General features: G+C 39.2%; 22 protein-coding genes, 1 pseudogene and 1 other annotated feature. Of the genes and pseudogenes, 13 read left to right on the forward strand and 10 right to left on the reverse strand.

Features of this window, described 5'->3' with window-relative positions; all coding sequences use genetic code 11:
• Positions 1 to 34 precede the first annotated feature (34 nt).
• The 6 genes from hscB to BFG52_RS07030 all read right to left on the reverse strand — a co-directional run bounded on the left by hscB (position 35) and on the right by BFG52_RS07030 (position 3,980).
• The gene (gene hscB, locus BFG52_RS07005; RefSeq protein ID WP_067553966.1) at positions 35 to 550 is read right to left on the reverse strand and encodes a Fe-S protein assembly co-chaperone HscB; all 516 of its coding nucleotides are present in this window, start codon (positions 548 to 550) and stop codon (positions 35 to 37) included.
• A gap of 107 nt (positions 551 to 657) precedes the next feature.
• The gene (gene iscA / locus BFG52_RS07010; protein ID WP_067553969.1) at positions 658 to 978 is read right to left on the reverse strand and encodes an iron-sulfur cluster assembly protein IscA; all 321 of its coding nucleotides are present in this window, start codon (positions 976 to 978) and stop codon (positions 658 to 660) included.
• A gap of 30 nt (positions 979 to 1,008) precedes the next feature.
• Positions 1,009 to 1,395 (reverse strand): Fe-S cluster assembly scaffold IscU, encoded by a 387-nt coding sequence (gene iscU, locus BFG52_RS07015; protein ID WP_067553972.1) that lies wholly within the window; start codon positions 1,393 to 1,395, stop codon positions 1,009 to 1,011.
• A gap of 86 nt (positions 1,396 to 1,481) precedes the next feature.
• Positions 1,482 to 2,702 carry an IscS subfamily cysteine desulfurase gene (locus tag BFG52_RS07020; protein ID WP_067553975.1) on the reverse strand — a complete coding sequence of 407 codons (1,221 nt, stop codon included), beginning with the start codon at positions 2,700 to 2,702 and terminating at the stop codon, positions 1,482 to 1,484.
• Position 2,703: 1 nt separating this feature from the next.
• Positions 2,704 to 3,177: an Rrf2 family transcriptional regulator gene (locus BFG52_RS07025; RefSeq protein WP_067553977.1), complete on the reverse strand. Its 474-nt coding sequence runs from the start codon at positions 3,175 to 3,177 to the stop codon at positions 2,704 to 2,706.
• A 143-nt stretch (positions 3,178 to 3,320) separates the two neighbouring features.
• Positions 3,321 to 3,980: a hypothetical protein gene (locus BFG52_RS07030; protein WP_067553979.1), complete on the reverse strand. Its 660-nt coding sequence runs from the start codon at positions 3,978 to 3,980 to the stop codon at positions 3,321 to 3,323.
• 203 nt (positions 3,981 to 4,183) lie between these two features.
• Between BFG52_RS07030 and BFG52_RS07035 the strand changes: the two genes are divergently transcribed.
• The 7 genes from BFG52_RS07035 (at position 4,184) to pgaD (ending at position 13,776) form a co-directional block, all read left to right on the forward strand.
• On the forward strand, positions 4,184 to 4,669 hold the full coding sequence (locus BFG52_RS07035; RefSeq protein WP_067553982.1) for a phasin family protein: 486 nt from the start codon (positions 4,184 to 4,186) through the stop codon (positions 4,667 to 4,669).
• Between the two features lie 158 nt (positions 4,670 to 4,827).
• Positions 4,828 to 5,100 (forward strand): HU family DNA-binding protein, encoded by a 273-nt coding sequence (locus BFG52_RS07040; RefSeq protein ID WP_067553985.1) that lies wholly within the window; start codon positions 4,828 to 4,830, stop codon positions 5,098 to 5,100.
• Between the two features lie 129 nt (positions 5,101 to 5,229).
• On the forward strand, positions 5,230 to 7,104 hold the full coding sequence (locus tag BFG52_RS07045) for a SurA N-terminal domain-containing protein (RefSeq protein ID WP_067553988.1): 1,875 nt from the start codon (positions 5,230 to 5,232) through the stop codon (positions 7,102 to 7,104).
• A gap of 666 nt (positions 7,105 to 7,770) precedes the next feature.
• The gene (pgaA, locus tag BFG52_RS07050) at positions 7,771 to 10,245 is read left to right on the forward strand and encodes a poly-beta-1,6 N-acetyl-D-glucosamine export porin PgaA (protein ID WP_157758080.1); all 2,475 of its coding nucleotides are present in this window, start codon (positions 7,771 to 7,773) and stop codon (positions 10,243 to 10,245) included.
• The gene (gene pgaB / locus BFG52_RS07055) at positions 10,245 to 12,044 is read left to right on the forward strand and encodes a poly-beta-1,6-N-acetyl-D-glucosamine N-deacetylase PgaB (protein ID WP_067553991.1); all 1,800 of its coding nucleotides are present in this window, start codon (positions 10,245 to 10,247) and stop codon (positions 12,042 to 12,044) included. Before pgaA ends, pgaB begins: the two co-directional genes overlap by 1 nt.
• Complete coding sequence (gene pgaC / locus BFG52_RS07060; RefSeq protein ID WP_067553994.1) at positions 12,041 to 13,282, forward strand: poly-beta-1,6-N-acetyl-D-glucosamine synthase; 1,242 nt, start codon at positions 12,041 to 12,043, stop codon at positions 13,280 to 13,282. The genes pgaB and pgaC overlap by 4 nt, the downstream gene beginning before the upstream one ends.
• Before the next feature lie 2 nt (positions 13,283 to 13,284).
• Positions 13,285 to 13,776 (forward strand): poly-beta-1,6-N-acetyl-D-glucosamine biosynthesis protein PgaD, encoded by a 492-nt coding sequence (gene pgaD / locus BFG52_RS07065; protein WP_067553997.1) that lies wholly within the window; start codon positions 13,285 to 13,287, stop codon positions 13,774 to 13,776.
• 191 nt (positions 13,777 to 13,967) lie between these two features.
• On the opposite strand, the gene BFG52_RS07070 is transcribed toward pgaD, so the two are convergent.
• Positions 13,968 to 14,831, reverse strand: coding sequence for an IS982 family transposase (locus BFG52_RS07070; protein WP_067554000.1), 864 nt, complete (start codon positions 14,829 to 14,831; stop codon positions 13,968 to 13,970).
• Between the two features lie 85 nt (positions 14,832 to 14,916).
• Positions 14,917 to 15,396: a DUF4349 domain-containing protein gene (locus BFG52_RS07075; protein ID WP_067554003.1), complete on the reverse strand. Its 480-nt coding sequence runs from the start codon at positions 15,394 to 15,396 to the stop codon at positions 14,917 to 14,919.
• 192 nt (positions 15,397 to 15,588) lie between these two features.
• On the opposite strand from BFG52_RS07075, the gene BFG52_RS07080 reads away from it, so the two are divergent.
• Positions 15,589 to 16,452, forward strand: a complete 864-nt coding sequence (locus BFG52_RS07080; protein ID WP_067553485.1) for an IS982 family transposase — start codon at positions 15,589 to 15,591, stop codon at positions 16,450 to 16,452.
• A gap of 406 nt (positions 16,453 to 16,858) precedes the next feature.
• Here BFG52_RS07080 and BFG52_RS07085 read toward each other — a convergent pair.
• Positions 16,859 to 18,078, reverse strand: a pseudogene (locus BFG52_RS07085) (IS3 family transposase).
• Positions 17,695 to 17,803: a sequence feature (AL1L pseudoknot), on the reverse strand. (Overlaps the previous pseudogene by 109 nt.)
• A 259-nt stretch (positions 18,079 to 18,337) precedes the next feature.
• Here BFG52_RS07085 and BFG52_RS07095 point away from each other — a divergent pair.
• The 3 genes from BFG52_RS07095 (at position 18,338) to BFG52_RS07105 (ending at position 22,507) form a co-directional block, all read left to right on the forward strand.
• On the forward strand, positions 18,338 to 18,850 hold the full coding sequence (locus BFG52_RS07095) for a sigma-70 family RNA polymerase sigma factor (RefSeq protein WP_067554009.1): 513 nt from the start codon (positions 18,338 to 18,340) through the stop codon (positions 18,848 to 18,850).
• Complete coding sequence (locus tag BFG52_RS07100; RefSeq protein WP_067554012.1) at positions 18,850 to 19,800, forward strand: FecR family protein; 951 nt, start codon at positions 18,850 to 18,852, stop codon at positions 19,798 to 19,800. Before BFG52_RS07095 ends, BFG52_RS07100 begins: the two co-directional genes overlap by 1 nt.
• Positions 19,801 to 19,933: 133 nt before the next feature.
• Positions 19,934 to 22,507 carry a TonB-dependent siderophore receptor gene (locus tag BFG52_RS07105; RefSeq protein WP_067554015.1) on the forward strand — a complete coding sequence of 858 codons (2,574 nt, stop codon included), beginning with the start codon at positions 19,934 to 19,936 and terminating at the stop codon, positions 22,505 to 22,507.
• Positions 22,508 to 22,663: 156 nt separating this feature from the next.
• Here the strand turns inward: BFG52_RS07105 and BFG52_RS07110 are convergent, their stop codons facing one another.
• Positions 22,664 to 23,554: a LysR substrate-binding domain-containing protein gene (locus tag BFG52_RS07110; RefSeq protein ID WP_067554018.1), complete on the reverse strand. Its 891-nt coding sequence runs from the start codon at positions 23,552 to 23,554 to the stop codon at positions 22,664 to 22,666.
• Between the two features lie 102 nt (positions 23,555 to 23,656).
• Here BFG52_RS07110 and trpB point away from each other — a divergent pair, with 102 nt between their 5' ends.
• Together trpB and trpA are read left to right on the forward strand one after the other, a co-directional pair.
• Positions 23,657 to 24,865 (forward strand): tryptophan synthase subunit beta, encoded by a 1,209-nt coding sequence (gene trpB, locus BFG52_RS07115; protein ID WP_067554021.1) that lies wholly within the window; start codon positions 23,657 to 23,659, stop codon positions 24,863 to 24,865.
• Positions 24,862 to 25,641, forward strand: a complete 780-nt coding sequence (gene trpA, locus BFG52_RS07120; RefSeq protein WP_067554024.1) for a tryptophan synthase subunit alpha — start codon at positions 24,862 to 24,864, stop codon at positions 25,639 to 25,641. Before trpB ends, trpA begins: the two co-directional genes overlap by 4 nt.
• The last annotated feature ends 133 nt before the right edge of the window (positions 25,642 to 25,774 follow it).

Here is a 25,774-nt window from a genome sequence, read left to right on the forward strand (position 1 = left end):
GACGCTAAATCCTTAAAAATTCAATGTTACAGTATTAAAAATCGTCATCTAGACTGAAATCTTCATCATCTAATAACTGATCTTCTTTTTTGTCTATATCGGCCAGAACCTTTTGAAAGAATCTTAACTTGCGCACGGTTTCGCGCGCTTCAATCCAATCTTCTTCATCATAATCTAGTTTAAACTCGCGAATAAGACTATTTAACCATTGACCAACATCATGTTTAAGCCCAGTCAGTTGCTCAGCATCGATTGCGTCATCTAATTGTTCACGGATTTCTAGCGCAGACTGTAAAAACTCAAAATCATGTATAGATTCATCTAAATGGTGATCTTGTTTGTTGAGTGCTAGTAAATACGCTGCACGACTATCAACATTGCTAAGCGCTTTGAAGGCTTGGTTGATTTCACTAGAACGGACCACAGCTTGTTCTTTGTCTGCGGCAACATCGGGGTGGAATTGTTGTTGTAGGCTAAGATACTTCGCTTTGAGTTGCTTCTCATCTAGATCGAGTGCGATTGGCAGTTCAAATAATTCAAAATAGTTCATTGCTGGGGCTGTCCGGAGGGTAGCACAATTAAATCAATAATCAATAGATGAAGTTATTGATTTAATTGTCAGTAGATTAGTGTGTTTTAGGAGGGAAAGGGTGGCGATTAAACCGTAAAGGATTCACCGCAACCACATTCACCTTTTTTATTTGGGTTGTTAAATTCAAAGCCTTCATTTAGACCATTTTTGACATAGTCCATTTCTAAACCATCTAAATAGACTAAGCTTTTAGGGTCGACAAAAACTTTGACACCAAAGTGTTCAAACACGACATCATGTACATCGATGTCATCTACAAATTCCAGTACATAGGCCAACCCCGAACATCCAGAAGTTTTCACACCAATGCGAATACCTGCACCTTTACCGCGATTCTTTAGATAATTGCCAATATGTGCTGCAGCATTTTCAGTTAAATTGATCATGAAAACTCCAATGTTTAACAGAGACAATCATCAAGCTTTAGCTTTTTTGCTGCGGTAATCTTCAACAGCAGCCTTAATCGCATCTTCAGCAAGAACTGAACAGTGTACTTTCACGGGTGGAAGTGCCAGTTCAGTAGCAATATCGATATTTTTAATTGCCTGAGCTTCGTCTAGGGTTTTACCTTTTAACCATTCGGTTACCAATGAGCTTGATGCAATCGCAGAGCCACAACCATAAGTTTTAAAACGTGCTTCTTCGATTACACCACTGTCATTAACTTGAATTTGTAGACGCATGACATCGCCACAAGCAGGTGCACCGACCATGCCTGTACCAACATTATCTGCATTTTTGTCTAAAACGCCAACATTACGAGGATTTTCGTAATGATCGATTACTTTGTCACTATAAGCCATGTTGCTTCTCCAAACCTCGGGGTCAGCCGTGATTATGTTGATATTTGGGCATTCTGTTGTATTTCAACGTTCAGCCTAAAAAACGATTAGTGTTCAGCCCATTCAACGGTACTGAGATCCACGCCTTCTTGGTACATATCCCACAGTGGTGATAACGCACGTAATTTATCAACGGCAGTTTTGGTGACGCTGAGGACGTGATCGATATCTTCTTCTGTTGTGTAGTGACCGAAACTAAAGCGAATTGAGCTGTGTGCTAATTCATCAGATAGTCCCAGTGCACGTAATACATAAGAAGGTTCTAATGTTGCAGATGTACAAGCAGAACCAGAAGATACCGCAATATCTTTTAAAGCCATCATCAATGATTCACCCTCAACAAAGTTAAAGCTGACATTGAGATAGTTGGCAACGTTATAGGTTGGGTGACCATTAAGGAATATTTGGTCTAAATCTTGTAGACCATTCCAAAGTTTGTCACGTAGTTTACGTAGGCGTTGTTGCTCTGCAGCCATCGTTTTACCTGCAATTTCAAATGCCTCACCCATCCCCACAATTTGGTGTGTGGCTAATGTACCTGAACGCATACCACGTTCATGACCACCACCATGGATTTGAGCTTTTAAACGGACACGTGGTGAACGACGAACGTAAAGTGCGCCAATCCCTTTAGGACCATAGACTTTATGGCTCGAAAAACTCATGAGGTCTACTTTCATGGTGCTGAGGTCAATGTCAATTTTACCTGCAGCTTGTGCGGCATCGACATGGAAAAAGGTTTTATTGGCACGAGTCAGTTCACCAATCGCAGCAACATCAGTGATGGTACCAAGTTCATTATTGACCATCATTAATGAAACCAGGATGGTATCTGGGCGAAGTGCAGCCTTTACCATGTCAGGTGTGATTAGACCTGTTTTAGGTTCAGGTTCGATATAGGTAATTTCAAAACCTTCGGATTCAAGCTCACGACAAGGATCTAAAATTGCTTTATGTTCAATCTTACTGGTAATAATGTGCTTGCCACGGTTTTTGTAAAACTGTGCCACGCCTTTCAACGCTAAATTGTCTGACTCTGTTGCACCTGAGGTCCAAATGATTTCTCGTGGATCTGCTTTGATAAGGTTTGCAACTTGTTCACGCGCATATTCTACCTTTTCTTCAGCCTGCCAGCCGAAAGCATGCGAACGAGAGGCAGCATTACCAAAAGTGCCGTCAAATGTAAGACATTCCATCATACGTTCTGCTACTTGCGGATCTACAGGTGTAGTTGCCGCATAGTCAAGATAAATTGGACGTTTAGTCATGTTAAATACCTGTAGCCGATAATATGGCTGAATCAAATGGTGTTGAATTTTGGCGTAAGGCAACGGTTTGTACGTTGTCACGTGCTACTAGGTCAGCAAGCGTAATTTTAGAGAGGTAGTCAGCGATATGCATCGAGAGTTCATGCCAAAGATCATGGGTTAAACACATCGCACCATTTTGGCAATTACCTTTATGATCACATCGGGTTGCGTCAACTTTTTCGTTAACCGCTTCAATAATTTCTAAAATGGTAATTTCGCTAGATTGGCGTGCCAGATAATATCCTCCATTTGCGCCTCGAACACTGGCGACTAAGCCGTGGCGTTTGAGTTTTGCGAAGAGTTGTTCTAGGTACGCAACAGATATTGATTGGCGATTGGCGATTTCAGCAAGCGTAATCGTTTGCTCAGTGGGCTGCAATGCCAGGTCCAGTAGTGCAGTCACTGCGTAGCGACCGCGGGTGGTTAAGCGCATGATCTGATACACATTTAAGACTAGATAGGCAAATTTTAAGAATCCTGACTAAAATAGTCAAGTTTTTTTAAGAACAATTTTGAGCATTCAATTTTAGATCATGCTTTAACCCATTTTTAATCTTAGTGATTGTTTTATTTATTTCATTTATGAGAAATTACACCGAACATATTGTACAGCAATAACGCAAGAAGACATAGTGTTATCACAACCAATAAACGTATGAGCCAAGTTTGACGTTTCTGTAGATGTCGTACGCGATTTTTGTGTTGTTTTAGCTCAACCTTTAATGTTGATATTTCAGTGCGTTGCTCGTCTATTTTGTCGACTAAATGCGATACACGCTGATTAAATTTAGCTTCAGACCAGCGCAGACCTAATACTGCAAGCCAAGAACTGCTATTGGCTAAGATTTTCGGTAAAGTTAAACTCAACAGCATATCTTTAAATTGAGCCCGGATTTCTTTATCACCATCAAAACGCATTTTGCGAATTGAGCGTGGATTGGCAAAGACAAAAATCTTAATCAGTTCGATGAGAGTACTGTTGAGTGTTAGATCGACCGGTTGTTCTGGCGCATTGAGATCAAACAAAATTCCTTGTTCTGTAAACACGACGTAGAAATCAAAATAGGGCAAATAACTGTTAATCTTTAATTTCACATTGCGCTGCACAAATTTTGCAGTTTGCGCAGCGACGATGTGATCATATTTTAATATAAAGGAATAACAAGTTTCTAAAATGATCATGATCATGTTTAACAACAAACGAGTTTGACCAGGCTGTTGTTTCGATTTAATCATAAGATATTCCTTTAATTCCTTTTTCAGAGCTATAAAATCTGTTGGCGCTGTGCTGATTGTGTGATATTTTTCACATAAAGACAGTTTTAATATGTGCTTTGTAGAACAGTTTTGCGCAAGCTTCAAGTGATTTCTTTGTTAATATAACAATAAATAGCGTGAATATAGTGCTTGCTCGCAAAATATATCAGGAGTTGCATGTGATGGATCAAAAAATCAACGTTAAAAATATTTCGCTACAACATGCTGCAGATTTGACTGAAAAAAAAATAAAATCAAAGCGTAAAGTAAGCATTAGAAGAAATGCGCTAGATTTTAGAAAGTATACCAAGCAAATTTGGCTGGCTGGATTAGGGGCTTTTTCACGCGCAGAAGAAGAAGGCAATAAATTATTTGACTCCTTGGTCAAAGCCGGTGAGGAAGTTGAGTTTAGCAGTGATAAAGCTTATGAACAATCTACGGCTTTGGGGCATTCTGAACAGCAGCGTGATAAAGAGCATTTAAAAGAAAAAACTGAAAAAAATGCTGAACATGGTATGAATCATCCTTTAAATCGGATAGGCTTAGTCACAGTAAAAGATATTCAACGTTTAGAAAATTTAATTTTGCAATTACAGCAAAAAGTTGATCTACTCATTGAAGAAAATCATAAGTTGAAATCTGATACGACTGAAATTGATATAAAATAGTCGAAAAGGCCTTTATTTAACACTTTATGTGATTTATTTTTGTGAAAAGCACGGCTCTAGTATTGCACTTCACCCTCAAGCATTGCTATAAAGTTGCATGGCCTTTTTAATTTTAAGCCTTGAATCTTAAACAAACGATATAAGAGGAATTATTTTTCATGAATAAATCAGAATTAATCGACGTCATTGCGGAAAAAGGGGGATTATCTAAGTCCGATGCTGGTAAAGCGCTAGACGCAACGATTGCTTCGATCAGTGAAGCATTGAAAAATGGTGATACAGTTACTTTAGTTGGTTTCGGTACATTTAGCGTAAAAGATCGCGCTGCACGTACTGGACGTAACCCTAAAACAGGTGAAGAATTACAAATTAAAGCAAGTAAAGTTCCGAGCTTCAAAGCGGGTAAAGGTTTAAAAGACACAGTCGCTTAAGTGATTACTTTCTAAAAACGCGCCGCTGGGGCGCGTTTTTTCTTATTATTTCAAATAAAGCTAATTTGTAGATTCATTCGTTACCCGATTTCAGTTAAAATCGCAAGCAAATAAAATACTGGATTAACTATGGAAGCGTTTCGTACACTCATTAGGGGCTGGTTTGGTAAGCTCCTTCTCATTTTGTTTTTAACCCCCTTTGCTTTTATTGGCATAGAGGGCTATTTCAGTGGGGGGTCTAAGGCAGACGTAGTCAAAGTGGTCAATGGGCAAGAGATTTCTAAAAAAGAATTAGAAAACAGAGTTAAGTTATATAATTCACAATTATTAAAAGACAATAAAGTGAATGGTGATGAAACTTTACTCAATCAGCCTTTTATTGAAAATCTAGCTTTAGAAGATTTGATTTCATTAACTTTATTAACTCAACAAGCAATCAATCTTGGTTTGGGTTTAAGTGATGCGCAAATTTCTCAAATGCTTGCACAGCAACCAACTTTTCAAGAAAATGGTAAATTTTCTCAAGCTAGGTTTGAGCAATACTTACGCGGTAATGGGCTTTCGAAACAAGCTTTGATTAATGATTTACGTAAAGACCATGCATATAATATGCTCGCTGCAGGCATTGCCCAAAATGCACTGGTCAATAATATTGATGTGCAACAGTTCCTAAACTTACAAACTGAAAAACGCGATTTATTTTTAGCCAAAGTGCAATTGGATGATTATAAGCAAAAGGTTAAGGTTTCAGCTCAAGAAGTACAGGACTATTACAACAAACATCAGGCGCAGTATAAACAAGCCGCACGCGTGGATGTTGATTATGTTGTTGTACAGCCCGCGATGTTAGCAGCACAAGTGACGCCAGTTACTGAGCAAGAGTTACAACAGGCTTATCAACAGTATGTTGCTGAGGCTAAAAAAAATCAGCAGTACGATGTGAAACAATTGCTGATTAGTTTAGATCAACATGATAATGATCCAGCCAAAGCCAAAAAAGTTGCAGATGAAGTTTATGCAAAAATCCAAGCGGGTTTAAGCTTTGCTGAAGCGGTTAAGCAATATTCTGAAGATAGCCTAAGTAAAACTGAAGGCGGTAAAATTAATTATACTGCGGGAGCATTTGGTGCCGCATTTGATCAGGCAGTACTCAGTAGTCAGGACAAAGTCACAGCACCAGTCAAAACAGATTATGGCTATCATTTAATTGTCGCAAAAGCTCAGGCAAGTCAGGTAGCGAGTTTTGAAGCTGAAAAAGCGCGTTTGAGTGCTGAAGTTCAGCAAACCAAGTCTGATAATCTGTTCCGCGATACCGTCAACAAGCTCAATGAATTGGTTGTCGATAACGATGCCTTAGATGTGGTAACCCAACAAGTTAAAGCAGCTCGTATCGATACCGTCAAAGATTTCACCTTATTTACTCAACATCCTGTGCTGTCTGATCCAGCAGTGAAAGTGAAATTATTTAATGAAGATGTTGTGAATGGTGATCGTAATGCCTCAAGCAACATTCAAGTTGGTCCTCAAGGTGATATTGTTTGGGTAAAAGTTCGTCAGTACTATCCAAGCAAAGTGCAGGATCTTGCACAGGTAAAAGCCAAAGTACAAGCGAAATTGATAGAGAAAAAAGCTTATGAAGCTGCCAAGAAAGATTTGCAGCAAAGTTTAGCCGCATTTAAATCACAACCTGCACAACAAGCTTTAGCAACCAGTAAATTGAACTTTGAACATATAGGCATACGGAATCGTGGACAGGTAACGCTTGAAGTGCAACGCGTTGCATTTAGTTTACCGCAGCCTGCAGCAGGTAAATGGTCCGTCGATACTGTGGCTTTGGACAATGATTTGATTGTTGTGGCAGTAGCTGATGTACAAAAAGATGATATCAACAAACTTCCAGCAGAAGTGTTGAAACAACAAAAAGCTTTCTATGAAGGTTTGCGTGGTCAGCAATTGTTAAATGATTATGCTGAGTATTTAAAATCGAAAGCTAAAATCAAATAAATTGTGTAAATATAAAAGCCACTTGATTTAGGCAAGCGCTACACACTAAATATTCATTCAACGCGAAAAACGGCATTTCATACAATGCCGTTTTTTATGCTGATGGCTAAGCTTTTGGCAATGTTTTGACCATATGGCTCAAAGCTGCAATCAAAGACAAAGGGCAAAATATGTGGCAGCAATTCATCATAAACTGCTCAAAAGAAAAAGAACAGGCAGCAATTCTTGTGATTGATGTGCGTATTCTTATGTGAAGATTAAAACATTACTGCAGGCAAAATGCGCTAGATTTAACTTGAATGTAGCTGGCTTGAATATGAGCATTTTGTTAGAGAAAATACAGGGTCTGCGCTGGGTAATGGGAGCTAAAGACATAAAAAAAGAGCATTTAAAATAATCAGTTTAGATTGTAAATGTTAAAAAACTGAGTGAATACTCTAAAATTTAACAAGAATATCAATGTTATAGCTTACGTGGTTTATATAATGTGATTAATGTAATGGTATATGTTAATTATTTTTAAAAGTGTAATTTTATCGTTTGGTATAAATCAAAATCGCCAGTAACACCTACAAGTCGTTACAAATTGCTGTGCAATAATCCAGCCATATATAAGAGTGTGACACAAATCACACAATATTTAATTTATATTGGCTAGGTGCGATTGTGATATTTATAAATAATAAATTCTTATTCGGTTTACTTCCTATACCGCTTTATATTTGCAGCGCTTTAACCACGCATGGCTATGCCACTCCATTACCCAATGTAACCCAACAAAGAGAACAGGCTGTTGCGCTGTATTATAGTGGCTCAACAACTGAAAGCTTAAAACGTTTACAACAATTACTTGCCTTGTATCCAGCGGATAACTTACTACTGGCAGATTATTTGATGTTACGCGCACAACTACAAGCTTTCGATCAAGCAGACTTGGTGAGATTATCTGCTATTCAATTGGATACTTTTCCAAGCTATGCCTATGCAGCAGTTCTTCAAGGACTAAGACATGCGGCACAATATCAGTTGGCTTTAGATTGGGCAAAGCGTTTTCAACAACAGCAACCCAGCTTAAATATCGCGGTATTACAAGCAGTACTGTATGCCGAAGCGACTCAGAAAGAACCAGCGATGGCACATTTAAAAGCATTGGTTTGGTCTGAGCTGAATCTATCAGAGCTACTGGCAGTTTCATATGCGTATCGTTTGCTTGATCAACCGATAGAAAGTCTAAATGTGGTCCAAAAAGCTTATGCTATACAAGCCGATCATGCTGCGATGCTTGAAGAATATGTCTATGTGTTGATGGCTTTAGGCAATAGCACGCAGGCATTGTCTTTATTAGAAGGATCTGACTTAGCGCAACAAAACCCAGATCTGGTCCGTGATGTACAACTACAAGAACTGAGTAAACGCATTCGGGATGCGATACAACGTTATAAGTTTCTGAGCTTGCAGGGTGAGTCGGACGCACTCAGTTACCAAGCATTAGATGATAGTCTTGCTTATGCTGAGCAATTACGTGCCAGTATGGCAGCCAATGCCACACAATATTTAAATTGGCGTTATAACACGATTTATGCTTTGAGCGTGCGAGGTGATGCCCAAGGCGCCATAGCGCTGGCTATAGAATCGAAACTTGATGTCTACCAGATGCCTGCCTACGTTAGACATGCATTGGCAAATGCTTATCTGGCTCAGCGACAACCGCGACAAGCACAGCAGCTTTATGAAAGTCTTTTGCATGAGAAAAATTATCCAGATATAGAACTATATAGCAGTTTGTATTATGCCTATATTGAACAAGAAAACTATGCCAAAGCACAACGACTGGTCAAAGCTGTAGATCAGCTGATTCCAGTTTTTATTTATAGTCATGCCAAAGGTGTTGATAAAACGACTGCAGCAGATCGTTATGAATATATGAGTTTACAAGGTCTAAACTTAGCATATCGCAATCAACTGTCTCAAGCAGAGCAACACTATCAAGCGCTATTGGCAAAAGCACCAGATAATGAAACCTTACGTAATGATTTGGTCAAGATTCAGCGTTGGCGAGGGCTGCCACTCACGGCTCAGCAGAATTTAGCGCGCTTAAATGGGCGGATGCCAATTGATAAAGCAACACAAATTAATCAGATGCAAAATGATCAAGCTTTAGAAAATATTTCGGCGTGGCGTGCTGATTTAATGAAGCTTTTACAGCTATATCCAACAGATAGTAGTGTGATGCTTAGCCGGAAGCAGCTACATGACCGTGAACATTTTAGCATTCAGCATGAAAGTATGGCTGGTAAAAGTAGCACCGATAAACTGAATCCCAATCTCAAAGCGAGCCGAGATTTAGATACCGAAACACGCATTAATTCACCTTGGATGAATGAAAATTATCGGGTTTTTGCCTTGTATCAAACCCGGATGGGAGAGTATGAGCAAAATAAAATTCAAGAACAGCGTTATGGTGCCGGTATGGAATGGGCTGCACAACGTAAAAACTTTAGTTTAGCGCTGAGTCAAAATAATAAGCAACAGGATTTTGGCGTAGATCTGTCATGGTCACATTGGCTCAACGATCACTGGCAATATCAATTGCAATATAACAGCCGTGCACCTATTGCATTGCAAGCCCTTGCTGAGCATGCACATGGTCAACGTTTTGCTGCGGATGTGTTATGGAAACAAAATGAATCACGCGCTATTCAAGCCGGCTATCAACAGACTCAAAGTAGTGATGATAATCGACAACACATTTGGTCTGCCGCATGGACAGAGCGTGTATGGGCACGCCCACATCATCTTGTGGATGCGCGTTTGAGCAGTGAATATGGCAAAAACACCCTGGACAATGCCGTTTATTTTAATCCTAGTGCATTTTATCAAGTTGATTTCAGCTTGCAGTATGACTGGCTAACTTGGCGAAAGTATGAGCGTGATTTTTATCAGAAGTTTACTGTGGGCGCTGGGATCTATGCTCAACAAGACTATGCCAATAAAGCCATCGTACATGCACAGTATTTACATCAGTGGTCGCTGTCTCGAACGTGGAATTTGCAATATGGCATAGGGTGGAGCCGCCGCGCCTATGATGGGCAAATGGAAAATAATGTTTATGGATTATTGGGTTTCGAGGGAGTTTTTTAATGAAAATATTATTAAAAATGACAAAGTTGTGCCTGCTGGCTTTGGCTGTTCAGTCCAGTATGGGCTATGCAGAAGAATTTCATGACTCCTTAAAAGAGAATCAATCATTTGCGCTAAATTTTCATGATGTGAGAGATGATGTATTGCGAGTTGGTGACCGTGATCCCTTTGCGATCAGTAGCAAAAACTTAGCTGATTTTTTGGCTTGGTTGAGTACATCAAAATGGCAACCGGTTACTTTAAAACAGATTTTAGAGGCAAGACAAGGGAAAACTAAACTGCCAGAACATGCAGTTTTACTGAGTTTTGATGATGGTATGTTAAGCAGTTATAGCCACACCTTTCCCTTATTGAAGCAGTACCAGCTTCCTGCAGTATTTGCCATCGTCACCAGTTGGACCGAAGGGAGTAATCCTGGCGGTGAGATTGCTTATGGTAAAAATAACATGATGACTTGGGCACAAATGCGTGAAATGCAAGCTTCGGGCTTGGTGGAATTTGCTAGTCATTCACATAGTCTACATCAAGGCGTAATTGCTAATCCGCAAAATAATGAAGAACCTGCTGCGATTTCTAGACAATATTTTCATCATTTAAAGCGTTATGAAACAGATCAGGAATATCGCCAACGTATTTATCAAGATTTAGCGACGTCTAAAAAACTTTTAGATCAAAATATTGGGATTAACACCATTGCAATGATTTGGCCTTATGGTGCTGTCACCCCAGAAGTAGAACAAATTGCACATGAAGTGGGCTTGCCTTTGTCTTTTAGTTTGGGCGATACCGGTTTAAATACGGTGTCTGATGCAGTACTCCGTCGCTATTTAGTCAATGACAATCCTACAGCTGAGGGATTACGACAAAATATGCTGAATATCATTCATTATCATGATGATAAAAAGATCGAACAGTTCCACAGCATTGGCTTAAATCTCAATGAACTGGTTGAAGCTGATCCACAACAAGCAGATCAAAAACTGGGGGCAATGCTCAATAGTATTCAAGCACAACGTGTTGATCGTGTGGTGTTAAATGTTTTGCATCAGGATAAAAATGGTATTTATGCTTTTGTACCGAATAGTATTTTTCCTGTTAAACAGGATTTGATGAACCGTATGACCTGGCAGATGATGACCAGAACATTCAATAATGTTTATGCTCAAATTCCGATGGCTTTCTTTACTGCTCAGCCAGATTATCTTGCTCGTTTTAGCGCAGATTTAATGAAAAATAATACGCGATTATTGGGTATACAGTTTGATACCGCTGATCAATTTGCAGGATATTTACAACCATCTAATGTGGAAGTACAACGCCAATTACAGATGCTCAAAGATATTAAAAAAGTTGCTTTACATTATTCTAGTGTCAGTTATCCATTTGATATTGCATTGGCAGGGCAGTTAAATACACAAGATAGTCCGCAGTTTATAGCCGCATTACCGACACTACTTCAATATGTAGATTTTATTGATGTGACCATTCAGCCGAATTTAGATAAAAAACAATGGGCTCAGTTACAGCAGAGTTTACAACCCTTAGCACAGAATTATAAAAACCGCATTGCGATACATGTTGATTTATCTAATCTAAATACGCCCAAAGATTGGCAAAGAGCACAGCAATTCTTAGTCGAAATGCAACGGTTAGGCTTACAAAATATTGGCGTGCAACAGTATGGCTTTGCCAATCGTCAACAGGTTTTTGAATATTTATATGATCCACTCAGCCAAAACGATAGTCCGGTTTTATATCAAGATCCTTATTTCCAAATGACTCAGGAGAAAAGTCCATGAGTTGGTTAGATTATTTATTCGATTTTGCTTTTTATTATCCATTATTAATGGCGTGGATCTGGATTATCGGGGGGCTGTGGTTCTTTTTTAAACGAGAATTCCCTAAACCGAAATTGCCGCAGCCAACGGAAGAGGGGTGTAGCATTATCATTCCGTGTTTTAACGAACAAGCACAGGTTCGTGAAACGATTCGTTATGCCTTGCAAACACAATATCCTTTATTTGAAGTTATTGCAGTAAATGATGGAAGTTCTGATCAAACAGCAGCGATTTTAGATGAGTTGCAGTTAATACATCCGCAATTGCGGGTAGTACATTTGGCTGAAAACCAAGGTAAAGCGGTCGCATTACGTTCCGGTGCATTGGTCAGCCAATATGAGTATTTGGTATGTATTGATGGTGATGCCTTATTACATCCGCATGCTGTGTTATGGATGATGCCACAGATGGTGAATTTACCGCGTGTTGGTGCAGTAACAGGTAATCCGAGAATTATTAATCGCTCTAGTATTTTAGGCAAACTCCAAGTTGGAGAGTTTTCATCGATTATTGGTTTGATTAAACGTGCACAGCGAACCTATGGGCGCATTTTTACGGTATCTGGCGTTATTGCAGGTTTTAGAAAAACAGCATTGGCACGTGTCGGTTTTTGGTCTGATGATAAGATTACGGAGGATATTGATATCTCTTGGAAATTGCAGTTTGACCATTGGGATGTGCAATATATCCCACAAGCGCTTTGTTATATCTATATGCCAGAAACATTTACAGGTCTATGGAAACAACGTTTACGTTGGGCGCAAGGGGGCATAGAGGTCTTAATAAGCTATTTTCATAAAATACTCAGATGGCGTTTACGTCGTATGTGGCCAGTAATTTTAGAAATTATGGTGAGTATTATTTGGTCTTATACCATTATCTTTATTATTGTGCTTTATTTTCTCGGTTTATTTATCTATCTGCCAGAGGGCTTATATATAAAATCCTTATTACCTGAATGGTATGGTGCAATGTTAGGGCTGACTTGTTTGGTGCAGTTTGCAGTAAGCTTGTGGATTGACAAACGTTATGATGGTAATAAACGCTTTGTACTGAATTATTTTTGGGTGATTTGGTATCCATTATTTTTCTGGTTTATCACGACTTTAACTACAGTTTGTGCATTACCTAAAACCATATTTCAAAAGAAAAAACGTGCCCGTTGGGTAAGCCCTGATCGCGGTTTTAATGGAGAATAATCATGACAATACCACAGCAGGAATACCAGCTCATTGAAGATGAGAGTTTATTAGATATACCACAGTATATCGATAAACCACATTATGTAAAAAACAAGCTGGCAGGATATAGTTTACAGGTGGTGGGTTGGACGATATTTATGTTGATCTTATTACCGGTAGCCACATTGTTTTTATGGTGGTTTGAGATTACCACAATTCAACATTATATCTTTATAGACTATAGTTCAGCGCGAATGGATAACTTAGTAAATATCAGTTTGTTAATCTTGTGCTGTGGCTTGATATTGATACTATGGGCTTGCTATAACTGGCTGCGTTTTAGTCATATGGAACGACGTTTTTTCTTCAATAATATTTCGGCAGAGCAGTTTGTTACTCATTTCGATATTAACATAGCGCAATATATACAGCTTAAGACTAGCCACAATCTCACTTTATATTATGATCAATTTGGCAAGCTGTATAGCTATGATGTTAATGATATGAGCTAGCGCAAATACTACAAGTACTATGAATATTCCTCACTTTATCAGAAACCACCATAGCGCAGTCGATCAATATCGCGCTATGGTGGTTTAAAAGAGACGGAGTTTTTATCGCTTAGTCGTTCAATATTCGACTGAAGCGATAAATGCTGATCATAAACTTTGATCTTTAGTAACCTGAGTTCGATGAAAAACGTTCAACCTTTCAGCATATTTTTGAAAGTTGGCTTATTCGGATTTAAACAATAAGCCACTACAGCAGCCATAATATTTACCATGAAATTATTCACAGAACGATGACGCGAATGGTCAAGTTGATGTAAGTTTTTTAACTGATCATTCACCGTTTCTATTAATCCTCTTCTGCCAAGCAATTGTTTTTCTTCTTCAGTTCGGAGTGGCTTGTTTTTCATATTCTTACGTGATGGAGTCAATATTTTTAATCCTCTTGCTGCTAAAGCCTCTGTCTTAGCTTTGCTTAAATAGCCTTTATCTCCTAATAAAATGCCTTTTAATTCTTTGGTTAAAGACTCTAGTACAGCAATATCATGGATATTCCCTGATGTTACTTTAATATTAATAATTTCACCTAAGTTATTGATAACCACATGTAATTTAAAACCATAGAACCACCCAGTACTACTTTTTCCACGATTCGCTAAGCCTTTAAATACGCGGTTTCTTTTAATTCTAAGATTATGACAAACTACAAGTTTGGTTGAATCAATAATACTAATTCCTGTATCAGTTCCTTTAACCTGATGAAAAAAGCTACTCAAAGCTTGTAAACAACGTGGCATGATTTCAATAAAACGATTATAGCTCAGCAGCTTAGGAAATGCTGATTTCCAAAAAGGGATGACCATGTGGCAGTAAAAATATTTAAAGAATCTAAAACCTGATTGGTGAAATAAGATAACAATTGTCATGATCTCAGATAAACTTAAAGCTGACTTTTGAACTGGCTTATTTTGCTCAGGAATAAGAGCTTTCTCTAGAGATTCGTTAAATATTTTGCAAAAATCATCCACTTTACAGAATAATTCGGTAATATGATCCATAGAAAAGCCTTGTGTTTTAACTTTTGTCTTAAGAACCAATAAGTTACAAACATTAAGGCTTTTTTTCTACTTTTTTATGTCGAACTCAGGTTTTAGTATTATCTTTGGGATCTTCTGGTTTATTGTGTTGGTTGTTTGAGTGCTGTCTTATTGTGCTAAATTTATTGTAGTATGGCTTAATCAAACGATAAGCAAGGAGCAGCAATACTACAATTAAATAAATAGGCCAAATAGTAATAAGAAAGATCACTAAATTTAAAATAAAATACCAGCCTGTATATAAACCTTGCCAAGCACGTTGCCAAAAACTATTACCATGTTGAGCTGCCACAGCTGCAATATCAATATCTATGCGCTCACGCACCGTAGCAGGCTGATGGATATTCAATTGAATGGTACTGTAACGCACACGATCATTTACTTCTAACTGGGTTAATCGATCGATTTCATTGCGTTGTGGGTTAGGGGTATTTTGTTCTACACGCTGCGTTTGTTGTATTTTTTGCTCTAATAATGTGAGTTCATAACGTTTTGCTGAGTACTGTTGTTGGTTTAGAAAAAACATTAGCGGTAAAAGTTGATTGACATATGCGGCAGTTTTTTCACTTGGGATACGAACAATAATATCGGCGAAAGGTTCGACTTTTTCGAATATTTTAATTTTAACCTGAGTTCGACATAAAAAAAGTAGAAAAAAAGCCTTAATGTTTATAACTTATTGGTTCTTAAGACAAAAGTTAAAACACAAGGCTTTTCTATGGATCATATTACCGAATTATTCTGTAAAGTGGATGATTTTTGCAAAATATTTAACGAATCTCTAGAGAAAGCTCTTATTCCTGAGCAAAATAAGCCAGTTCAAAAGTCAGCTTTAAGTTTATCTGAGATCATGACAATTGTTATCTTATTTCACCAATCAGGTTTTAGATTCTTTAAATATTTTTACTGCCACATGGTCATCCCTTTTTGGAAATCAGCATTTCCTAAGCTGCTGAGCTATAATCGTTTTATTGAAATCATGCCACGTTGTTTACAAGCTTTGAGTAGCTTTTTTCATCAGGTTAAAGGAACTGATACAGGAATTAGTATTATTGATTCAACCAAACTTGTAGTTTGTCATAATCTTAGAATTAAAAGAAACCGCGTATTTAAAGGCTTAGCGAATCGTGGAAAAAGTAGTACTGGGTGGTTCTATGGTTTTAAATTACACATGGTTATCAATAACTTAGGTGAAATTATTAATATTAAAGTAACATCAGGGAATATCCATGATATTGCTGTACTAGAGTCTTTAACCAAAGAATTAAAAGGCATTTTATTAGGAGATAAAGGCTATTTAAGCAAAGCTAAGACAGAGGCTTTAGCAGCAAGAGGATTAAAAATATTGACTCCATCACGTAAGAATATGAAAAACAAGCCACTCCGAACTGAAGAAGAAAAACAATTGCTTGGCAGAAGAGGATTAATAGAAACGGTGAATGATCAGTTAAAAAACTTACATCAACTTGACCATTCGCGTCATCGTTCTGTGAATAATTTCATGGTAAATATTATGGCTGCTGTAGTGGCTTATTGTTTAAATCCGAATAAGCCAACTTTCAAAAATATGCTGAAAGGTTGAACGTTTTTCATCGAACTCAGGTTAAGTAGAAAATCCAAGGCTATTCGAGAAAATCAGTCTGCTAGTAGCGCGACCGTACAGCCTAAAATCATTATCAATACGCCACCCGGCACCTATGCTGAAACCACTACAGGAGCTGATAGCGCGATAACGATTGATGTTGTACGGCGTGAGGCGCGAGATGCTGTTAAAGAGTCTTGGGGGCGGGTCGGGCAATCCAATTCGCATGAGTCTAAGCAAGTTCGTCAAAACTTCGATGTAAAACCTCGCCGTTAAATTTTATGAAGATTAGCCACCTAGGTGGCTTTTTTCTTACTATGTTGATATTTTACATGCACTAAATACAGGTGATTAAAAATGAAAAATATTGAACCGTACCGGGTTTGTCGGAGACTTTTTATTTAAGTTAGGCCACTTGACCTAACCGATTCATCTTAGCATAGTATATCGTTTCATATTCAAATGGAGATACATATCCAATTGCGCTATGTAGCCGTTTTTTATTAAACCAATCCACCCAATTCAATGTTGCAAGTTCAACATCAGATAGACCCGTCCAATCAGATTTTAAATATTCAATCACCTCCATTTTGTATAAACCATTCACTGTTTCAGCCAAAGCATTATCGTATGAATCACCTGTAGTACCAACGGAGGCTTTTACATTTGCTGATTCTAGGCGATTGGTATAGCGAATCGATAAATATTGCACACCTCTGTCAGAATGATGAATCACATTCTTTGGCATCCCTCAATCATGTAATGCTTGTTCTAATGCATCAAGGACCATATCAGTATTCATACGTGTAGAAACTTTCCAGCCCACGATAGCCCTTGAAAATACATCAATGATAAATGCCGTATATACCCAGCCTGAATTGGTCTGAATATAGGTGAAGTCAGCCACCCAGAGGTTGTTCGGGTGTTGTGCTGTAAAATCGCGTTTAACTAAATCATCCGCACGTTTTTGATCATCGCGACTCCGCGTGGTTTGTTTGTTCTTACCACGCCATATCCCTTGTATACCAAGCTGTTGCATTAATCGCGCAATACGGCAACGTGCAATACTATAGCCTTCTTTTTTCAATTGCTCCCACACTTTACGAACGCCATAACGACCTGAACTATCACGCCATATTCGCTTAATTTCTTCTGCATAATGCTTATCATGCAAAGCTCGTTTGGAACGTTTATCTGGATTTTCAATCAACTCTAAGTGGCGATAATAAGTTGATGCTGTAATGGGCAATATGGTGCAAATTGCTTCTACGCCATATTTGATTTTATTGTTGTGAATAAAATCCACCATTATTTGCGTGGGCGGTCGAGCTCCGCCTGGGCGAAAAAAGCGGCTGCTTTACGAAGAATCTCATTCGCACGTTGTAGTTCTTTATTTTCACGCTCAAGTTTTTTAATACGTTCTTGATCGGACATCTGCTGAACTTTGCTAGGATTTTGAAGATCAAGGTGTTTCTGATACCAGGTGCGAAGTGTTTCAGGAGTACAGCCTATTTTAGGCGCAATAGCAGTGATTGCAGCCCAATTCGAGGGATAATCTTTTTTGGATTCTAGAACTAAGCGAACAGCACGTTCTCTGATCTCAGGGGTATAGTTTGTTTTTTTCATCGGAGTAGTTTCTCAGAAAGTTGGGTCTCCGACAAACCCGGTACGGTTCATATTGAGTCTTGATCGCTGTAGATTTGCTAAATTCGTTTCATATAAATTAAAAGTACTTGTTTAGGTCAGTAGATACTGACCTAAATTTTTCGAATATGAAGTTTTACAATAGCAAAGCTGATAGGATTTTTGCCCAAATAGGCTGTATCTTGTCTGTTTTTTATATGATAATAATTATCAACATTAATACTGATGTGTGCATCACAACATGCCGTCTTCTCAAGCTCAAAAACATATTTTAGCTTTATATCAACAACATCATTCATGGATTTATCGTTGGCTATATCATCGATTGGGGAATTCAGCGGATGCAGCAGATTTGGCACAAGATACTTTTGTACGGGTCATGACGAGAAAGCAGGCTGTAGAGATTGAACAACCGCGTGCTTATTTAACCAGTGTTGCCAAAAGCTTAATGATTAACTGGTTTCATCGAAAGCAGATTGAGCGTGCTTATCTGGAAGTATTAGCTACACAACCTGAATTAGAGCAGCCTTCACCAGAATATGCATGTGAAATTATAGAAAGTTTGGTCGAGGTAACCACTTTACTCAATAGTTTACCCGATACCGTACGTGATACTTTTTTATATGCCCAACTTGAAGGGATGAAATACCAAGATATTGCTGATCGTATGGGTATTTCGTTGAGTACGGTTAAACGTTATATTCAAAAAGCTTATACCCACTGTTTGTTGGTGATGATGGATCATGAGCTGTGATGTATAGCAAACAAGAGAAAATAAATATTATAGAACAAGCCGCTGCTTGGGCATTATTGGTGCAGCAAAGAGATTTAAGTTCGGCTGAGCAACAACAATTTGAACAATGGTTGCAACAAAGTACGTTTCATGCTCAAGCATGGCAAAATATTGAGCAATTACAACAGAAGTTTCAACAGCTTCCAACAGAGATTGCCGCACCTGTTATAAAGAAACAGCGGACCTATAAAGTTGAAGTGAAACATTTATTGATGCTGTTGGCAACGTTACCGAGTTTGCTGATTTTATATTATCTAAATAGCATACAGCAATGGAGTGCGGATTATCGCACCACGACAGGTGAGCGCAAAACAGTGCAATTAGAGGATGGTGGGCGTATTTTACTCAATGCAAACACGGCGATTGATATCGATTATAGTCGCAATAGCCGTAGTATTATTTTAAGAAAAGGCGAGATTTGGATTGAAACCCAACATGATGTATTACAACGTCCTTTTTGGGTAAAAACTCCTCAAGGTGCGGCACAAGCCCTAGGTACAAAGTATTTGGTCAAAATAGAACAACAACAAGCTTATGTTGCTGTTCAACAAGGTGCGGTGGCAATTCAAAGTTTAAGTGGTCAACAACAGTATTTATCTGCAGGGCAACAAGTTTATTTTAATGTCGATCAGATTAAAAAGGTAGAGCAACTTCATCCACAACAGTTGAGCTGGACTCAGGGCTTTCTTTTGGTGAAAGATATGCCTCTACAGCAGTTTGTTGAGCGTATCAAGCCTTATCAAAAAGGCTATATCTATCTAGACCCTGCTTTGCAGCAATTACGCATTTCTGGAAATTATCCGATTGATGATTTAGCTAAACTTTATAAAATGTTGCAGCATACTTATGGTGTTGAGATTTCACATTATATGCATGGGCATTGGGTTTATATTCAAAAACAAGCTCATTAACAAACGAGTAAAACATCTAGCGAAGTTAGTAGTCCTATCGAAAATTCAGAGAATTTAAAATAAATTGAGCTGTTTTTAAAGTTCGATTGTCTATCACTAAGAAAGCGTTTCATTCTTAGATGATGAGGACTTTATGTACGCGCAAAATACCAATTTAAAATCAAGCAAACTTAAGCTAGATGATAATTCCTTAGTGCAAGCAATACGTGTCATGATGTTAGGCGCTGTACTTGCTGCACCAATAACATATATTTTTGCAGCACCAGCACAGTCAACACAACCCTATGCAATCGCTGCAGGTCAGTTAGGGGATGTCTTGGCTGATTTTGCAATGCAAAGCCATGTGGCATTGTCATTTGATCCAAAACTAACACAGGGCTTGCTAAGTTCTGGGCTTCAGGGAGCCTATAACGTACAGCAAGGTTTTTTAACATTATTGGCAGGAACAAATTTGCAATTGGTGCAGCATGAAGATGCAAGCTGGTCGATTCGTGAAAAAACGCCGGATCAACCACAAGCGATTGTGCAATTGGCAACGATTCAGCTAAAAGCAAGGTCAGAGGCAATTCGCCCAAGTACACAGACTGCTTCTGATGTTGCAGAATTACCCGTGATTAGTCTATCGGCACGCCCGCAAACAGCACGGACTGAAGGGAGCCAGCGCTATACCACACCGAAAGTAACGACTGGAAAATTTGAACAGTCATTAAGAGAAACACCTCAATCTATGTCGGTGATGACGCGAAAACAACTTGATGATCAGAATATTAGTAATCTAAAAGAAGCGATGACTCAGGCAACGGGTGTGACGGTAACCAGCAATGGCGCATTTGCTGAAACGGGCTACCAAATGCGTGGTTATCAGGCAACTCAACAACAAGATGGTTTGTCTGTGGGTGCTAACGATTCATATAGTATTGCACCAGCGAGAGATATGGAAATCTATGATCGTATTGAAATTTTAAGAGGTCCCGCTGGGCTATTAGAAGGCAATGGCGACCCAAGTGGTGTGATCAATATGGTGCGCCGTCGCCCGACTGCTGAGCCAGAAGGTTTTGTCAATCTTTCCTATGGTTCATGGAATAATATGCGTGTTAGTGTCGGTGCAAATGATCGTTTAACAGCAGATGGTCGTATCCGCGGGCGAGCTATTTTAACCCATCAACAAAAAGATTTTTTCTACGATTCTGCTGAAGAACATCGTAATTCTGCTTATGCAATAGTAGAGGCGGATGTTGGCGAGCATACTTTAGTCACCTCTTCGATCAATTATAGTCAGTCCGATAGCGTACCTTTTTATGGTTGGCCACCACGAGGTGGTGATTTTAGTCGTAAAGATTTTTTTGGTGCAGATTGGAATAAAACCAAAGTACCCAATGCTTTTGAAGCACGTTTTGATATTGAACATGCGTTGAATGATGCCTGGAAAGTGAAATTTGCCAGTATTTATCAAGACCAACAGCTAAAATCACAAATGGCGATTGCAACAACACCGAATGCCCAGACCCAAAGAACCAGTTACTATGGATATAAAAAAGATAGCCGTCAGGTGCTATATGGCGGAGAACTAAGTATTGCGGGTAAATTTGAGTTATTTGATCGTGAACATGATCTGATCTTTGGTGGAACTTGGTCGCGGAGTGATCAGAAAATTGGGAGTTCAACCAGCTATGATAATCCTGATCGATCAGAATATTGGAATTCAGATTTTTTAATGCATCCTCGGGTTGATCCCAATGATATTCCTGATCCAAATCTGAATAAAACCCAAACTGAAGTGCAGAAATCTAGTTTATACGGTGCTGTGAAATATAAACTGCTTGATGATTTAACTTTGACATTGGGAGGACGCTTCAGTAATTACGATGAGAAAAGCCGTGGTATTGGTGCTCAAAATAGCAGTGATTGGGAAAAATCTGCGGCCAAAGCCAGTATGGAGTTTACACCTTATGCGGGATTGGTTTGGAACTTTAGCAAAGACATGTCTTGGTATGTCAGCTATACCGATATTTTTAGCCCACAGACTCAAAAAGAATGGACTGGGGCAACGGTAAAACCACGGGTGGGATGGCAAGTGGAAACGGGTGTAAAAGCTGAATTCTTTGACGGTGATTTACAGTCCACGCTTGCGGTGTTTCGTTTGAGAGATGAAAATCGGGCGACAGTAGACCGTGATCCAAGCCATTATCCCAACCCACATTGTCAAGGTGATCCGCTGGATATAGCGACATTAGGCTGTTCAATTGCGGGAGGAGAAAATCAGACCCAAGGCGTTGAATTAGAATTGGTCGGTAAACTCACAGAGCAATGGGATTTAATCATGAGTTATATTTATACGGATTCAGAAGTTATTCGTAGTAACTCAACCTCATCGTGGGATTATGCCGTAGGCAGTAATTTTTCCCCATCAACCCCCAAACATGCCGTGAAATTATGGTCAACCTATAATTTCAACAATGGTTGGAATGTGGGTGGGGGTTTAAATGCACAGTCACATTTATATGATTCAACCACCAATCAACGTAATGCCGGTTTTAGTGTGTTTAATGCGCATATTGGCTATAAGGTGAATCCGCAGCTGGATGTAGCACTGAATATCAATAACCTATTTGATAAACATTATTTTGCCAGTATGGGCTATGCCGCAAACCGTTGGATGTATGGTGAGCCGCGTAATTTTATGCTGAGCTTACGTAGCACATTTTAATATGACTTGCGTCTGATAACTGCTTGTCCAGTCAGTGTTCGGGATATTGGACAAGTGTGTACGCGGTGATTTTTATTGTCTTAGTCAAAACTGTATTGATTCAATAGCGCATTCACTCAAGAGCGTACAGTAGATGCTAGATTGGTTTCTACAGGTTTATGTCTTAATAACTGCTGTGTGTAACCATTGCATAAACTGTTGAATATGCGTCTGGCTGGCTTTAGATTTTTTGACGATGCTATAAAAATCACGCCCACATGGCATGAAACCCAAAGGCGCATACAGCCGCTGATTTTCCAATTCTTTACTGAGTAATAACTGCGGGGCAATGGCAATGCCAAGCCCTGATGCTGCAGCTTCAAGCATAAGATTTAAATGGTCAAAAGACCGTTGCTGCTTCACCTGCTCAAGCTGAATATTATGTTGTTGTAGCCATAAAGACCATGCTTCTGGATTTGATTTGGTGTGCAATAAGGTTTGGTTGAGCAGATCCTTGGGATGATGAAGCAACGCTATTTTTTCCAGATTAGATACTGGACCAATTTTATCTTCAAATAATAAATGCCGTTGTAAATGTGTTGCGATTGCTTCGTCTCGTGCTTGGTTAGCAATATAGATATCGATTTGATCTTTTTCTAAAGCTTTAATGTCATTGCAGGTCATTAATTTAATCTGTATATCACGATGTTCTAACTCAAAATGTTCCAAACGTGCAATCAGCCAATTGGCTAAAAAACTATGTGGTGCACCAATGCTGATGCTATTGGGAGCATTATGCTGCGCTAATTGTGCAATACAGTTTTCTAAATCATTGAAGGATTGCACACAGACGGTGAAAAGTTGCAGACCTGCATGGGTAAGTGCCACACCATGCGCATGACGTGTAAATAATTTTTGTTCAAACCATTGTTCTAAGATTTTAATCTGATGGCTGACCGCACTGTGTGTCACACACAACTCTTCAGCTGCGAGGCTGAGGCTACGGTGTCGAGCGACAGCTTCGAACATCCGTAATGCATTTAAGGGCGGTAAGTGACGGCGTTTCATGATGTAAAAAAAACTAACAACTTGGCATGAGAATATATCAATTTTCAATTTGAATAAAAAGCCTATGATGGCAGATATTAAGTCAGCAATGAGTGTAAATCGATGTCATATCAGGGAGAAGGTCCAGATTTGAGTGGTAATTTTGGTCCATATGGCGGTCAATATATGCCTGAGAGTCTAATTCCAGCATTACAAGCCTTAGAACAAGAATTAGAACGTAGCGAAAATGATCAAGCTTTTTGGGCTCAATATCACCAGATATTAACCGATTATGTTGGGCGTCCGAGTCCATTGTTTTTTGCACAAAACCTGACTGAATATGTGGGTGGAGCAAAAATTTATTTAAAGCGTGAAGACCTAAACCATACTGGTGCACATAAAATTAATAACTGTGTTGGACAAATTTTATTGGCACAACGGATGGGAAAACGCAGAATTATTGCAGAAACTGGCGCTGGGCAACACGGTGTAGCAACCGCAACTGTTTGTGCTTTATTTAAAATGGACTGTGTGATTTTTATGGGGGATGTGGATGTACAGCGCCAACAAAGCAATGTGCAACGCATGAAACTCTTGGGTGCGGAAGTTCGTGCAGTCAAAAAAGGCAGTGCCACACTCAAAGAAGCCATGAATGAAGCGATTCGTGATTGGATTAGCCATATTGATGATAGCTATTATTTATTAGGAACTGGTGCTGGACCCCATCCTTATCCTCGTATGGTCCGCTCTTTCCAAACCATTATTGGTGTAGAGGCCAAAGCACAAATTTTAGAAAAAGAAGGTCGTTTGCCTGATGCTCTAGTGGCTTGTATCGGTGGTGGTTCCAATGCGATTGGGCTCATGCATCCATTTTTAGCCGAGCCAGAAATTCAATGTTTTGGGGTTGAAGCTGCGGGTCATGGTTTGGACAGTGCGCAACATGCTGCTGCAATCTGTAAAGGTAAACCTGGGGTATTGCACGGTAATTTGACTTATTTATTACAAAATGAAGATGGGCAAATCGCAGAAGCACATTCAGTTTCTGCTGGTTTGGACTATCCAGGTGTCGGTCCTGAGCATGCTTTATTACATGACAGTGGTCGAGTGCAGTATGTTGCAGTAACAGATGATGAAGCGATTTCTGCTTATCGTTTATTGAGTCGTGAAGAAGGCATTATTCCTGCGCTAGAAAGTTCACATGCCATCGCTTATGCCTGTAAGTTAGCTGCGACATTGCCTGCTGAGAAAATTATAATTGTCAATCTCAGCGGTCGTGGAGATAAAGACCTTGCCACAGTACAACACTATATGAGCATAGGAGCCAAGCAATGAATCGTTTAGCAGAAAAAACGCAGCAACTTAAACAGCAACAGCGTAGTGGTTTGGTTTGTTATTTTACCGCTGGAGATCCTGACTATGCACAGAGTTTGAACTTGTTGCAGCAATTGGGGGCAGCCGGTGCCGATATCATTGAAATTGGTATGCCTTTTTCGGATCCTGTGGCAGATGGCGAAGTGATTCAAGCTGCGCATTTACGGGCTTTAGCTGCTGGGCAGAACTTGGCAAAAACTTTATTGTTGGTCCAACAGATTCGAGAGGTCGACCAAACGACCCCAATCGTACTGATGGGATATTTAAATCCGATTATGCAGTATGGTTTTGAAAAATTTGCCCAAGATTGTGCTGGCATTGTTGATGGTGTATTGGTGGTTGATTTACCTGTACGCAGTCATCTTGGTTTAGCTGAAGCATTGGCTGCGCAGTCTGTACATTGTATTCGTTTATCCGCGCCAAGTACTGATGATCAGAAATTGGCAGAAATTGCACAGAGCGCCAGTGGCTTTTTATATCATGTGGCTGAAAATGCTGTGACGGGTGGGGAATTACATCTAGCACCTTTAATCGAAAAACTGCAACACATTCGTCCGCATTTTGATATTCCTGTTGCTGTGGGCTTCGGGATTAAAAATGAGCAACAGGTCCGTGCTGTGGCACAACATGCTGATTTGGTTGTGGTGGGTTCGGTATTGGTGAATTGTTTCTTTGAACACGGTGTCGAGGCAACATTAACAAGGGTGCGTGGTTTTGCTGCAGCTTTGCTGGATTAATCTAAAGATCGTGGCTACTGTGGTTAATCTTTGAGCTATTGTTAAAACAATAAAAATCATCCGCTGTTCATCTTGAACGCGGATGATTGCATGTAGCTAAATCTCTAGCGCTAAGCCAAGCATCGCTCTATAG

Origin of the sequence: Acinetobacter larvae, from assembly GCF_001704115.1 — a bacterium.
In the GTDB taxonomy this organism is placed as follows: Bacteria; Pseudomonadota; Gammaproteobacteria; order Pseudomonadales; family Moraxellaceae; genus Acinetobacter; species Acinetobacter larvae.

Coding starts and splice junctions, on each gene's coding strand:
- hscB (WP_067553966.1), bottom strand. CDS start 550: ATGAACTATTTTGAATTATTTGAACTGCCAATCGCACTCGATCTAGAT.
- iscA (WP_067553969.1), bottom strand. CDS start 978: ATGATCAATTTAACTGAAAATGCTGCAGCACATATTGGCAATTATCTA.
- iscU (WP_067553972.1), bottom strand. CDS start 1,395: ATGGCTTATAGTGACAAAGTAATCGATCATTACGAAAATCCTCGTAAT.
- BFG52_RS07020 (WP_067553975.1), bottom strand. CDS start 2,702: ATGACTAAACGTCCAATTTATCTTGACTATGCGGCAACTACACCTGTA.
- BFG52_RS07025 (WP_067553977.1), bottom strand. CDS start 3,177: ATGCGCTTAACCACCCGCGGTCGCTACGCAGTGACTGCACTACTGGAC.
- BFG52_RS07030 (WP_067553979.1), bottom strand. CDS start 3,980: ATGATTAAATCGAAACAACAGCCTGGTCAAACTCGTTTGTTGTTAAAC.
- BFG52_RS07035 (WP_067553982.1), top strand. CDS start 4,184: ATGGATCAAAAAATCAACGTTAAAAATATTTCGCTACAACATGCTGCA.
- BFG52_RS07040 (WP_067553985.1), top strand. CDS start 4,828: ATGAATAAATCAGAATTAATCGACGTCATTGCGGAAAAAGGGGGATTA.
- BFG52_RS07045 (WP_067553988.1), top strand. CDS start 5,230: ATGGAAGCGTTTCGTACACTCATTAGGGGCTGGTTTGGTAAGCTCCTT.
- pgaB (WP_067553991.1), top strand. CDS start 10,245: ATGAAAATATTATTAAAAATGACAAAGTTGTGCCTGCTGGCTTTGGCT.
- pgaC (WP_067553994.1), top strand. CDS start 12,041: ATGAGTTGGTTAGATTATTTATTCGATTTTGCTTTTTATTATCCATTA.
- pgaD (WP_067553997.1), top strand. CDS start 13,285: ATGACAATACCACAGCAGGAATACCAGCTCATTGAAGATGAGAGTTTA.
- BFG52_RS07070 (WP_067554000.1), bottom strand. CDS start 14,831: ATGGATCATATTACCGAATTATTCTGTAAAGTGGATGATTTTTGCAAA.
- BFG52_RS07075 (WP_067554003.1), bottom strand. CDS start 15,396: ATGTTTTTTCTAAACCAACAACAGTACTCAGCAAAACGTTATGAACTC.
- BFG52_RS07080 (WP_067553485.1), top strand. CDS start 15,589: ATGGATCATATTACCGAATTATTCTGTAAAGTGGATGATTTTTGCAAA.
- BFG52_RS07095 (WP_067554009.1), top strand. CDS start 18,338: ATGCCGTCTTCTCAAGCTCAAAAACATATTTTAGCTTTATATCAACAA.
- BFG52_RS07100 (WP_067554012.1), top strand. CDS start 18,850: ATGTATAGCAAACAAGAGAAAATAAATATTATAGAACAAGCCGCTGCT.
- BFG52_RS07105 (WP_067554015.1), top strand. CDS start 19,934: ATGTACGCGCAAAATACCAATTTAAAATCAAGCAAACTTAAGCTAGAT.
- BFG52_RS07110 (WP_067554018.1), bottom strand. CDS start 23,554: ATGAAACGCCGTCACTTACCGCCCTTAAATGCATTACGGATGTTCGAA.
- trpB (WP_067554021.1), top strand. CDS start 23,657: ATGTCATATCAGGGAGAAGGTCCAGATTTGAGTGGTAATTTTGGTCCA.
- trpA (WP_067554024.1), top strand. CDS start 24,862: ATGAATCGTTTAGCAGAAAAAACGCAGCAACTTAAACAGCAACAGCGT.